General features: G+C 58.3%; 12 protein-coding genes. 6 read left to right on the forward strand and 6 right to left on the reverse strand.

Annotation, left to right across the window (positions count from 1 at the left end; all coding sequences use genetic code 11):
- Positions 1-3: 3 nt before the first annotated feature.
- Together HQ843_RS11525 and HQ843_RS11530 are read right to left on the reverse strand one after the other, a co-directional pair.
- Positions 4-495, reverse strand: coding sequence for a CAP domain-containing protein (locus tag HQ843_RS11525; protein ID WP_246710351.1), 492 nt, complete (start codon positions 493-495; stop codon positions 4-6).
- Positions 492-758 carry a DUF6460 domain-containing protein gene (locus HQ843_RS11530; protein ID WP_180898185.1) on the reverse strand — a complete coding sequence of 89 codons (267 nt, stop codon included), beginning with the start codon at positions 756-758 and terminating at the stop codon, positions 492-494. The genes HQ843_RS11525 and HQ843_RS11530 overlap by 4 nt, the downstream gene beginning before the upstream one ends.
- 129 nt (positions 759-887) lie before the next feature.
- On the opposite strand from HQ843_RS11530, the gene HQ843_RS11535 reads away from it, so the two are divergent.
- From HQ843_RS11535 to HQ843_RS11560, 6 genes are all read left to right on the forward strand, one after another.
- Complete coding sequence (locus HQ843_RS11535) at positions 888-1835, forward strand: methyltransferase (RefSeq protein WP_180898184.1); 948 nt, start codon at positions 888-890, stop codon at positions 1833-1835.
- A gap of 99 nt (positions 1836-1934) precedes the next feature.
- Complete coding sequence (locus HQ843_RS11540) at positions 1935-2240, forward strand: XRE family transcriptional regulator (RefSeq protein ID WP_180898183.1); 306 nt, start codon at positions 1935-1937, stop codon at positions 2238-2240.
- 188 nt (positions 2241-2428) lie between these two features.
- Positions 2429-3064, forward strand: coding sequence for a YitT family protein (locus HQ843_RS11545; protein WP_180898182.1), 636 nt, complete (start codon positions 2429-2431; stop codon positions 3062-3064).
- A 49-nt stretch (positions 3065-3113) separates the two neighbouring features.
- Positions 3114-5663, forward strand: coding sequence for a ligase-associated DNA damage response DEXH box helicase (locus tag HQ843_RS11550; RefSeq protein WP_180898181.1), 2550 nt, complete (start codon positions 3114-3116; stop codon positions 5661-5663).
- The gene (gene pdeM, locus HQ843_RS11555; RefSeq protein ID WP_246710352.1) at positions 5644-6366 is read left to right on the forward strand and encodes a ligase-associated DNA damage response endonuclease PdeM; all 723 of its coding nucleotides are present in this window, start codon (positions 5644-5646) and stop codon (positions 6364-6366) included. The genes HQ843_RS11550 and pdeM overlap by 20 nt, the downstream gene beginning before the upstream one ends.
- Positions 6366-7250: an aminoglycoside phosphotransferase family protein gene (locus HQ843_RS11560; RefSeq protein ID WP_180898179.1), complete on the forward strand. Its 885-nt coding sequence runs from the start codon at positions 6366-6368 to the stop codon at positions 7248-7250. The genes pdeM and HQ843_RS11560 overlap by 1 nt, the downstream gene beginning before the upstream one ends.
- Positions 7251-7528: 278 nt before the next feature.
- Here HQ843_RS11560 and HQ843_RS11565 read toward each other — a convergent pair whose 3' ends face one another.
- The 4 genes from HQ843_RS11565 to HQ843_RS11580 all read right to left on the reverse strand — a co-directional run bounded on the left by HQ843_RS11565 (position 7529) and on the right by HQ843_RS11580 (position 12338).
- Complete coding sequence (locus HQ843_RS11565) at positions 7529-9094, reverse strand: hypothetical protein (protein ID WP_180898178.1); 1566 nt, start codon at positions 9092-9094, stop codon at positions 7529-7531.
- A gap of 126 nt (positions 9095-9220) precedes the next feature.
- The gene (locus tag HQ843_RS11570) at positions 9221-10834 is read right to left on the reverse strand and encodes a hypothetical protein (protein ID WP_180898177.1); all 1614 of its coding nucleotides are present in this window, start codon (positions 10832-10834) and stop codon (positions 9221-9223) included.
- A 57-nt stretch (positions 10835-10891) separates the two neighbouring features.
- Entirely contained in the window at positions 10892-11860 is a 969-nt protein-coding gene (locus tag HQ843_RS11575; RefSeq protein WP_180898176.1) for a glycosyltransferase family 2 protein, read from the reverse strand.
- A complete protein-coding gene (locus HQ843_RS11580) occupies positions 11853-12338 on the reverse strand; it encodes a GtrA family protein (protein WP_371824617.1) in 486 nt (161 codons plus the stop codon). The genes HQ843_RS11575 and HQ843_RS11580 overlap by 8 nt, the downstream gene beginning before the upstream one ends.
- Between the last annotated feature and the right edge of the window lie 22 nt (positions 12339-12360).

Here is a 12360-nt window from a genome sequence, read left to right on the forward strand (position 1 = left end):
GCGTTACTGGCTGAGGCACATGGCCCAGAATGGCTGGTTGCCGGAATTCGGGCTGACGGCGCGGGCAACGCCGATATGGGAATAATTTCCCAACATGTTCTTCAGGTGCCCCGGCGAATTGACCCAGGCCTGGAAGGCGCGTTCCGGCGTGCGCTGCTGCATGGCGATGTTTTCGGCCGCCGGCAGCTGCAGGCCCATGCGCTTGAACCGGGCAAGCACGGTTTCGCTGCCGGTGATATGGTTCATCTTGTCGGCAAGCGCCATGCGGCTCGCCTGATCGATCGCCGCCAGTTCGCAGGCGCGCGAATAGGAAAGGGCGGAAAGCCCCCGGCTTTTGCGCAAGTCGTTGACCCAGGGCAGGAAGGTGGCGGTCATCGCTTCGCTGTCGACATCGCCACGGGGAAGACCGCTGCCGAAAAACGGGCTGCAGGCGGAAACGCCGGCGGCCAGCGCGCCCAGAACGAGGACGCGGCGGGACGTGTCGAACTGTTTCACCGGCGATAGCTCAGAATGCGGATGATCAGGAAGACCGGCACCACGATGATCGCGCCCAGCACGAAATAATGGCCGACCTCGCCCAGCGCGGCAAAGCCGCGATGCCAGAGGTTTACGAGAAAATCGACAATGCCGTAATAGATGTCGAGCGGATGGATGCCGAGCGCCGACAGGATGAAGCCGACGATCAGCGACACCACCAGCAGCCGGACGATCGTCCCGACCACGGTGCCGCCCAGAAATCTGTTGACGCTGTCGCTCATGCCGCTCTCCTTTACCCGGCTAGATAAAGATGCTTTGCGGCGCATTCAAGAAAAAACGGCGCGGCGATTCCGCTTGCTTTTCGGTAGGAAAAGCGACATTGGCGCTCAGCTTCCCAATGGTTTCAGAAAATGACCGCCATTTCCCATTCCTCGGGTGATCTGATTGCCGATCGCCGCGCCGATTACGCCCGCATGCTGGACGAGGCCGGCGATCATGCCGCCGCCGCCGAGGTGATGGAGCAGGCGATGGCGCTTGTGCCGGACTGGCCGGCGGGTCTCGCCTTGCTTGCGACCTATCGCGAGAATGCCGGCGATGTCGCGGCGGCGATCGCGACGCTGAAAAAGCTCGACGGCGAGGATGCAGAAGATGTTTTCGCCGCCAGCCTGAAACTCGCCGTTCTGGGCGCTGCCGAACCGCCCGCGCATCCGCCGGGGCGCTATGTCGAGGCGCTGTTCGATTCCTATGCCGACCATTTCGACCAGGCGCTGACGGAGCGGCTCGAGTATAACGCGCCCGAACGGCTCGCCGCGCTTCTGGCAGGGAGCGAGGGCGAGACGCGACGCTTCCGGCTTTGCGCCGATCTTGGCTGCGGCACCGGGCTTTCAGGCGCTGCGTTTTGCAAGCGGGTCGCGCGCCTCGAAGGCTTCGATCTGTCGGCCAACATGCTGGCCAAGGCGGAGGAGAAGGTGGTGTACCATCACCTTGCCCAGGCCGACCTGCTGCTTGCCCCGGAGGAAAGCGGCCTGTTTGCGCCAGGACTTGAGCGGCGCCGCGCCGATCTGGTGGTGGCCGCCGATGTGCTGATGTATCTCGGAGCGCTCGACAGCCTGATGGACAATGTCGCGTCGCTGATTGCGCCCGGCGGCATCTTCCTGTTCTCGGTGGAAGATGGCGGGGATGCCGAAACGTTCACCCTGCTGCCGTCGCTGCGCTATGCCCATGCGTTTGCCTATGTCGAGGGCATGCTTTCGCGCGCGGGCTTCGACCTGAAATCCCATGAGCGGGCGGCGCTGCGCAAGGATGCCGGCGAACCGGTTCCGGGCATCCTGTTTCTCGCCGTCCGCCGGCTCGCCTGACCGCGCGCGAATTACGGCCTGGCGCTGTCTGTGGAACCAGGGCGCGGGTGCAGGCGTTTACCTTCAAAGTGTCTTCAATAGACCGAAAGGAGGTTGACCATGACCTTGACACCTGAACTTTGCCACGCCGCGCGCATTCTCGCCCGCATCGACCGCTCGACGCTTGCGGCCGAAAGCGGGCTTTCAGAAGACCGGATCGAGGAATTCGAAAACGGCACAGCCGAACTCGGCGACAATTCGGCTGAGAAACTGAAGTCAACACTGCAGGCCCTCGGTGTGGTCCTCCTGCCGGAAGAGGAGGCGGGCGGCGTCGGCGTGCGCCTGAAATTCACCGGCAGCGAAACCCGCCGCATCCTGAACTGGGAAGGCGAGGGCGGTCGGGTCAATCAGGACGATGTGGTTTGAACCAACGCCCTCTGCCGGTTTGACGCGTGCGTCGAATTGGGCGATGAGAGTCTGTCCGCGTTTTTCTGAATAGCGGACAGACTCTTTTTTATTTATGCGCGTCCGGCCGGGTGGTCACTTTTGCCGGACGCGCTTTGAAATCCCGGGGCCGTCCCGCAACACGGTCCCGATTTCCGGAGCGTCCCACCTTGTCTGAAAACCGCTTTCTTGCCGGGATCGTCAGTTCGACCTCCGAAAACCACTCGTTGCTGGAGGACGCGCAGGGCATCATCGCCGGCGCCATGCTTGCCTGTCTCGGGGTGATGGTGCTGAAGGCCGGTGGCCTGCTGACGGGCGGCACGGCCGGCCTTGCATTTCTGCTGACCTATGCGACGGCGATCGATTTCGGCCTTGCCTTTTTCATCGTCAACCTGCCGTTCTACTATTTCGCCTGGAAGCGGCTGGGGCTGAAATTCACCCTCAAGACCTTTCTTGCGGTGGCGCTTACCTCGGTCCTGACGGCGGTGGTGCCGGATTTCATAACGATCGGCGAGACCGATCCTCTGATCGGCGCGCTGTTCGGCGGCGTTCTGGTGGGGGCGGCACTGCTGATCCTGTTTCGCCATTCGGCAAGCCTCGGCGGTTTCGGCATACTGGCGCTCTATCTGCAGGATCGGTTCGGCTGGAAGGCGGGTTATGTGCAACTGATGCTTGACGGCATGGTGCTGGCGCTGTCGTTCTTCGTGGCGACGCCGTTCATCATCGTCTGTTCCGTTGCCGGCGCGGTGGTGATCAATCTGGTGCTCGCGATCAATCACCGGCGCGATCGCTATATCGCGATGTGAGCCGTGAAAATCGCTGGCCTTCCCCGCGAATAATTGTCATCGTGCGCTCATGAACGAAACGGAAACATTGCCGGCGCGTTTCCGTCGCTGGTTTGCCGAGAATGGCTGGCAGCCGCGCGCCCATCAGCTTGAACTGCTGGCGCGTGCTAGCGCCGGCGAGGATATGCTGCTGATCGCGCCGACCGGGGCGGGCAAGACGCTTGCAGGCTTCCTGCCCGCGCTTTCCGATCTCGACCGGCGCGGGCCGCAAAAGCCGGGGGGCAGGCCGCGCGGGGTCCACACGCTCTATATCTCGCCGCTGAAGGCGCTTGCCGTCGATATCGCCCGCAATCTGGAACGGCCGGTCATCGAGACCGGGCTTGCCATCACCATGGAAACCCGCACCGGCGATACGCCGCAGGCCAAGCGCCAGCGCCAGCGCCTGAAGCCGCCGGATATCCTGCTGACGACGCCGGAACAGCTCGCATTGCTGATTGCCGGCAAGGATGCCGATCGGTTCTTCGAGGACCTTAGCTATGTGATTTTCGACGAGCTGCATTCGCTGGTCACCTCCAAACGCGGCCATCTGCTGTCGCTCGGGCTTGCGCGGCTCCGGCGGTTGAAGCCGGATCTGACCGCCATCGGCCTTTCGGCCACCGTCTCCGATCCGATGGAATTGCAGCGCTGGCTGGTGGCCCAGACCGGGGAGGTGGCACCGCCTCATGCAGGGCTGATCACGGTCAAGGGCGGTGCCCGGCCGGAAATCACCATCCTGAGGGCGTCGGCGCGCATACCCTGGTCCGGCCATTCGGCGCGCTATGCCGCCCCCGATATTTACGAGGAACTGAAGCAGCGGCGGATGACGCTGATCTTCGTCAACACCCGCTCGCAGGCCGAGATCGTGTTTCAGGAACTCTGGGGCATCAATGACGACAATCTGCCGATCGCGCTGCATCACGGCTCGCTCGATGTCGGCCAGCGCCGCAAGGTGGAGGCGGCGATGGCGGCGGGCAAACTGCGCGCGGTCGTCGCCACCTCGACGCTCGATCTCGGCATCGACTGGGGCGATATCGATCTCGTGATGCATATCGGCGCGCCGAAAGGCGCAAGCCGGCTTGCTCAGCGGATCGGCCGTTCCAACCATCGCATGGACGAGCCGAGCCGCGCCATTCTGGTGCCGGCCAACCGGTTCGAGGTGATGGAATGCCAGGCGGCGCTCGATGCCAATTATGTCGGCGCGCAGGATAGCCCGCCGATCGGCGAGGGCGCGCTCGATGTGCTGGCCCAGCACGTGCTCGGCATGGCCTGCGCTGCCCCTTTCGATATCGATGCGCTTTTCGACGAGGTGCGCACGGCGCTGCCCTATGCCGGGCTCGACCGCGCGACCTTCGCGCGCATCGTCGATTTCGTGGCGACCGGCGGCTATGCCCTCAGGACCTATGAGCGCTATGCGAAAATCCGGCAGACGGCGGACGGGCTGTGGCGGATTGCCCATCCCGATGTCGTGCGCCAGTACCGCCTCAACCTCGGCACCATCGTCGAGATGCCGATGCTGAAGATCAGGCTGGTGAGGGCGGGCAAACGCGGCGGGCCGCTCCGGGGCGGGCCGACGCTCGGCGAGGTCGAGGAATATTTCATCGAGATGCTGCGGCCCGGCGATACTTTCCTGTTTTCCGGCAAGGTGCTGCGCTTCGAGGGTATTCGCGAGAACGAGTGCCTGGCCTCGGTCGCCTTCGATACCGACCCGAAGATCCCGGCCTATGCCGGCGGCAAGTTTCCGCTGTCGACCTATCTCGCCGATGGCGTACGCGCCATGCTCGCCGATGCCGAGCGCCGCAAGACGCTGCCCGGCCCGGTGCGCGAATGGCTGTCGCTGCAACAGACGCACTCGCATCTGCCCGGCCGCGGCGAGTTGCTGGTCGAGACCTTCCCGCTCGAAAACCGGTTCTACATGGTGGCCTATCCCTTCGAGGGGCGGCTTGCGCACCAGACGCTCGGCATGCTGCTGACGCGGCGGCTGGAGCGGCTGGGAGCCGAGCCGACCGGCTTCGTGTCGACCGATTATTCGCTCGCGATCTGGGGGCTGAAGGACATCGGCGCGATGCTGGCGGATGGCGCGCTCGATCTCAGGGAATTGTTCGACGAGGACATGCTCGGCGACGACCTCGAGGCCTGGCTTGACGAGAGCTACATGCTGAAGCGCACCTTCCGCAGTTGCGCCACCATTGCCGGCCTGATCGAGCGGCGCTATCCGGGCAAGGAAAAGACCGGCCGCCAGATGACGGTGTCGGCTGACCTGATCTACGATGTGCTGCGCAGCCACGAGCCCGACCATATCCTGCTGCAGGCGACACGGGCGGATGCGGCGGCCGGCTTGCTGGATATCGCCCGGCTTGGCACAATGCTGGAACGAATCAAGGGGCATCTGGTTCACTATCGGCTGGAGCGGGTTTCGCCGCTGGCCGTGCCGGTGCTGCTTGAAATCGGCCGCGAAAGCGTCAATGGCGGCGCCGGCGATGCGGTGCTCCGGGAAGCCGCCGACGAACTGGCGGAAGCGCTCGAGGCAGCCGAAATGATGCATGAGAAAGAAGAGGCGGAGCGTGGACGCGCTGACGATTGAACGGAAGGGAAATGCCGGCCGTGCGCACCGGTTCGCGGGCCATGTCGTCGCGTTCGATGCCTCGGGCGCTGCCTTCTTCCCCGAACTCGGCCTTCTCGTCGTCTCCGATCTCCATCTGGAGCGCGGCGCCGCCCATGCGCGCCGCGGCTTCTTCCTGCCGCCTTACGATACCGGGCGCACGCTTGCAGCGCTTTCGGCCGTGATCGCCCGCTATCGCCCCGCCCGCGTGGTTTCGCTCGGCGACAATTTTCACGACCGCGTCGGTGCGAGGGAAATGCCGTCGCAGGCCCGGGACGCGCTTTCGGCGCTTGTGGAAAGCCGCGACTGGGTCTGGATCAACGGCAACCACGATCCCGATGGGGTCGGCGGTCTTCCCGGACGGGTTTTCGATGTCTGGCGTCTTGAAGGGCTGACTTTCCGTCATGAGCCGGGCGGCCATGAACCGACCCGCAAGGCCGAGGCGGAAATCTGCGGCCATCTTCACCCGTCCGCCGTGCTGCGCCGGCCCGGAAAATCCGTCCGCCGCCCCTGTTTTGCCGCCGATGCGATGCGGCTGATGCTGCCGGCCTTCGCCACCACGCGCGGCGGTCTCGACCTGCGCCATTCCGCCTTTGCCGGGCTGTTCGACCGAAAGCTGCTCAACGTTCACATGCTGGGGCCGGACAGGGTCTATTCACTGCCCTTTGCCGCGCTTGGCCCCTGATGCACGACGATGAGGTTCCGGTCAGTCTGGCGATGGCGGGCGCGCTGATCTGCGCTCAGTTTCCGCGCTATCGCGATCTTCCGGTAAAGCCGCTCGCGGTCGGCACCGACCATGCGATTTTTCGCGTCGGGTCAAAGATCGCGGCGCGCTTTCCCAGACGCCGGGAGCAGGCCGAGACCTGCCGCATCCGGCTTGAGGCGGAAGCGCGCTCGCTTGCCGAACTTGCCGCCTGTTGTCCGGTTCCTTGCCCCGAGCCGCTCGGCCTGGGGCGGCCGGGGCATGGCTATCCGATGTTCTGGTCGCTGCAGACATTTCTGCCGGGCGAGATCGCGACGCCGGCGGGGCTTGCCCGGTCCGATGCCTTTGCCGATGATATCGCCCGGTTGATTGCGTCGCTCAGGCGGGCTGACACGAAAGCCCGGCATTTCGACGGGCGCGGCCGGGGCGGCAGCCTGACGGATCACGACGCCTGGATTGCGACCTGCCTCGAAAACAGCCGTGGTCTGCTCGATGTTGCCCGCCTTTCGGCCTTGTGGGCGCGGTTGCGGCTCCTGCCGCCGGGAGGACCTGACGCGATGAGCCATCGCGACCTGATCCCGGCCAACCTTCTGGTGAAGGATGGTCGGCTTGCGGGCGTGCTCGATGGCGGCGCCTTCGGGCCGGCTGATCCGGCGCTCGATCTGGTGGCCTGCTGGCATCTCTTCGACACATCCCGCCGGGCGCGCGTCAGGCAGAGCCTCGGCTCGGACGAGGTGGAATGGCAAAGGGGCGCCGCCTGGGCTTTTGCGCAGGCGATCGGGCTCGTCTGGTATTATGAGCAGAGCAATCCCGACATGGCGGCGCTCGGCCGCAGCACGCTCGCCCGCCTTCTCGATGATGGCTGAGATCAAGGACCGATGATTAGAACCCATATGATGCGTGCTGGAATGGCCGTCCGAGTAGGAAAATACCGCAGAGCGATGCAGGAGCATCGCGCGAGGATTTTGACGCCCTCGGTGGCCATTCCAGCCGCACCCTTAAAGGGCCGGGCGCTTTTTGAAAGCCCGCGTCGTTGAAAGTCCTCACTGTCGCTATGGCTACGACTGCGGCTTTCAAAATCGCTCCGGTCATATGGGTTCTAATCATCGGTCCTTGGCATCCCCCTTTCCGAGGACTGTCTTGCCTATTCGCAACTCTCACGGACAAACAGGGTCGGCGGGTCCGCGGCTTCGATGCGGTATTCGCGCCAACGACTATCCTGTCGCAGCAATTCCATGATCTGGTCGTTAAACGCAACGCCTGGCAAGTGTTGGTTCACGGCCTCGCGTATTCCTGCTTCATTTGGCAGCAGAACAAAATTGGCCTTCTCGATCTCCTGCATCATTGGTTCCAGTTCCCGTATGATAAACAGTTGGTCTATGGCTAGACGCATATGACCTTTCTTCGCCACTTCAAGCGCCACTGCATGAGCCGTAACCGGATAGGAGCCTACAGTGGCATAGTGATAGAAAGGCCCGCTGCAGACTGACGTAACGGACGCGCCTTGCACGACCAAATCCGAGATCTGTTCAAGCATAGGCCAGGTGTCTTTGCGGTAGACCCCTTGCTGATAGGTATGCGCTGGTTCGAGAAACACGGCCGCCGACAGGGCGATTGCGCCAGCAAGCCAATAAGCCAGACGAGGGAGCATCGATAGCAGCCTGCTGAGCGCGATCACCGAACTTATGATAAAAGGAAAAAAGAAGAAGCTGCCCTGATAGACCGTCTTCTCCGCCGAATTGGCGATCCCGATAAAAATCAGCAATGTCCAGACATAATAGGCAAGGGAACGAATATCGCTTCTCTTTGTCGTCAACGAGACAAAAATCTCAAAGAGGATCAGCGCGACGCCGACATAAAAGAGGTCACCAAGGCCAATCGAACCGCCCTGTCCGGTTGCATTGTAATTCAAGTGGAACCATCGATCGCCGGGCGTAAACCAGATGTCTCTGTTTGAAACCAGGGCCTGGTAGATATAGGCATATGTCTGGTTCCCCCAGATATAGACGACGGGCACAAGAATAACGAGCGCCGTGGCGACCGTGACGGCAGCTCGAGAGATGGCCTTTGACCTCGCCTCGCGCCGAAGGGCTGCGCCGGCGACAAGCGCAAGCCCAAGCATTGGAACAGTAATGACCACGGCGCTGAGCTTGATAACCAGAGAGAACGCGCAGAGAAGACCGACCAGCGCCGCCGAGCGGCGATCGCGCTTCGCGCCATCCCTGACCAGAAGCACATAGCCGGAGAATGCGAAAAAAAGGCCCGCGATCATGTCGGGCCTTAACTCGGATACGATCGCGCCCGCGGCTGGTACGAACATGGCGGCGATCGCGAGCAGCGTCGCCGACCGGGGTTCAATTCTGTCTCCCGCAACACTGAACATCATCAGGGCAAAGGCCGAAAGTCCCCAGATGTTCATGATGTAAGGCCCGATATTGCTCGAACCGAAAAACCAATAGCCGAGGATTACCGTCAGGGTTTCAACCGGCGCATGCGGAGGGTACTGAACGAAACTTTCGGACAGTGACCAAAGGGAGCGCGCACCGTCGAACATGAAGCGATAGTAGCCATCCAGAAGATAGCCGTTATCGTCATAGATCGGAGGTGCGGACAACGCTCCCACATTCAATGCGAGCGAAACGTTCAGCGCCGCAAAAGCAAGTACAGCGACCGCCAGCACGGCGAGATTTCCGGATTTCGAGCGCATCATTCACCCTCTTGCAAGCTCTATATGACACATCAGGTCCATATCGGCTCTCTACTACCGCAACAAAATTGCGCCATCAAAGACTGCGTGAAACAACCGGCCTCGCTTCAGTCAAAGGGCAACACCGCTTCATTCCTCACAGTCTAAGTCATCTAATTTCTTCCAAGCAGGATGACCTTTCCAGATCGAATACCCATTTCCCGCGGCAACCATTTGACCGCCAAAACTCTGCAACCGTTCCTTAAGGGCTTTGTCAACTTCACCATTTTTAAGAAAATAGAGCACTTCATCGTTAGTGCAAAAAACGCTCGGGCGGGATAGCCACATATACGGTCGAATTTCGCCATCGTAGAGCAAAAGAGTTTGCGCATGCAGATCGTCAACGAACGAATTCAGGGGCATCATCCGCCAGAAGTCTTCGCCATATATCGTCTTAATTTTAAGTTCGCGCGACAAACGCCCGATCTCAGATACAGAATTATCGCTCAATCTTTTATCGACAGAATGCACTATATGTGCCCCATCCCGAACAATTAGCGCGAACCAGAGAGACATGACGAATGTGAGTGAAATCAAAAGTAGCGAAGCTGGAGTTCTGCGAATTCTATGCCTGAACAAGCTATAGAACCAATCGAAGATAACCAGCTTTAATACAAAAATAGCCCAAAGGTAGTGCCTGGATGAATCCGGGTTCAATGTAGCCACAGCGATGGCGCCAATAAAAACGCCGAATATGCCCACAAGCTGCACAAAGTTTGGACTCCCCAATGAATTGGGAACTCGATCACTTGGAATGGCGAACAAATTAAATTTAGCGAGTTGATTTGCTCGTGTAGCGCCAGAAAGCAAACAATACAAATAACTAAATAATGTCAATATTGAGAAGACCACGACCAGCAAGCCAAAAAATGAAAGCCTTTGCCCTTCAGTCATATTTAAGCTTGAAATGTTATTTATAGTCTCAATTGAGCTATTTCTCAAATTTGAAACTATTTGGTCGGTGGACCGAAATGTTAATGTGTCAAAGTAATTTACGCGAACTCCCTTCAACTGAACAAGATATTTATTTACGCCAAAAGATACAATGAATGAGCAAAAAATTGTTATAAGAATAGAAATAAATAATTTTTTTGAAAATAATAATATAGCGAAAAAAATCGGAACTATTACAAGAAGGCCCCTTATCGGAGACTCAAAGGAAAGCGAAAATATAGTTAAAGAAATAATTACAAGGTATTTTTTGTTAATATTATTTGAATACTCATCTACTAAAATAATAACACCTAACGCCAATATCACATTTGATAGATGAGACTGTTGACCTAAGATGTAGTTAGCCTCGAATACCCCCAAGGGGAGAAGCATGATTAGCGTAAATAAAATTGACTTTTGAGGAGATTTAAAATGCAAATTCAGAAAATTATATAATACCACCCCCCAAAACGCTATGCTCAAAGACGATCCGATTAAGAATGCCAAATAACCCTTAAGCCCAACAATCAAAGACAAAGCAATGAATGGACTTGATCTGAGAATTATTATTTGATTCCCATAACTAAAATCGGATGGCAATATTGATCTTCCGTCAACTATAGCGGTGGCCAAAACCTGCATAGCCGCCGCATCGCCATCAAAAAAAAGGGGATAAAATAGAATATGATGAGCGATTCCTATCAAAAGCGATAGAAGGAACGCTCCTGTATTCCAATATATTGGCCTAATTTCGCTCGTTGTTTGGGTCATTTCGTCATATTTCCATTAGACCATTAAAATAATTAGTTCTACAAAAATAGAACTATTCTATATTTTTAAATATATAGAACTAATTTTCTTATCTATAATAAAACGCGGCCGGCGTTTCACTTCCAGATATATCTTGCCCACATATTCGCCGATGATCCCCATGCAAAAAATCTGCAGGCCGCCGAGCCACAACATCGGCAGCACGGTTGAGGCCCAGCCCGGGACCGTACTTTCAGAGACGAACAGCCGCTCCACGAGGAACCAGAAGGCGAGCAGCATCGAAATCAGAAACACGGAAATGCCCAGAACGGCCACGAACCGAAGCGGCGCGGCGGAGAACGATGTCACGCCGTTGACGGCCAGCGAGAGCATCTTCCTCAGGGTGTATTTGGTCTCGCCATGTTCGCGCGTCTGGCGATCGTATCTAATCACCTCGGCCCTAAAGCCTAGGCTGGGTATAATCCCGCGCAGAAAAAGGTTCGTCTCCTCATGCGCGAGAAGTGCTTTGAGAGCCTTCTGCGACATCAGTCTGAAGTCAGCATGATCGGGCACGATCTGCGCGCCCATTAGCCTCATCAGCCCATAATATCCTTTTGCCGTGCTTTTCTTGAAAAAACTGTCCCTGCCGCGCGAGCGGCGAACGCCGAGCGCCAGGTCCGCGCCGGCTTCATGAGCCTTCAACATCTCGAGAATGGCGTTGACGTCGTCCTGAAGATCGCTGTCGATCGTCAGAACGACATCGGCGTCTGCGACCGAGAGCCCGGCCAGCATGGCATTCTGGTGACCGTAGTTGCGGCTGAGCTTCAAACCGGTGGCGCTAATCTCTTGCGTAAAGGCCTCGATCTGCTGCCATGTCCGATCCGAGCTTCCGTCGTCGACGAGGATCATCCTGAACCGATCCAGCCCCACATCATCGCGGGACAGGAGGCCCGTGAGATAGTCGTTCAGGATTGGAATGGTGTGAGGAAGGTTATCTTCCTCATTGTAACAGGGGATCACAACATCCAGAGAATAAGAATTAGCCATCTTTTTCGAAAACCCAGAATTTCATTACCAGGAAGAAACAGACATTGTAGGCCACCATCGCGACGACCTGCGACGCCATTTCCGGCAAATCGCCTTGCCGCGTCAGAGCAACAAGGACAGTCAGGTTGAGGCCATAGGCCAGGGCAAAGCCTGCCAGAAAGCGATATACAACTTTCCTGTTATAGGTCGAAGCAAAGGTGAATCGGCCGTTGAAAACGAAGCTGTTCAGCAGCCCGCAGGCATAGCCGATGATGTTGCAGGTGACTGGAGCAAAACCCAGATAGCTCAAAACTGCTATAACGAACAGCGTGATGAGTGTGTTCATCACGCCCACAAGTCCGTACTTCAGGAATTGCTCTATAACCAATGGCATCGGCGGAACCGGCTTTCTCCAACATATTGCCCGGGCTTCCTTAAGATGTCTTCGTGATCTTGTCACGCACGTTGTGTCTGTCAGTCGCGCAAACAACCATAACATGCGCGGCACGCCTGCTGTGAAT

Source organism: Martelella sp. NC20 (assembly GCF_013459645.1).
Taxonomy (GTDB): Bacteria; Pseudomonadota; Alphaproteobacteria; order Rhizobiales; family Rhizobiaceae; genus Martelella.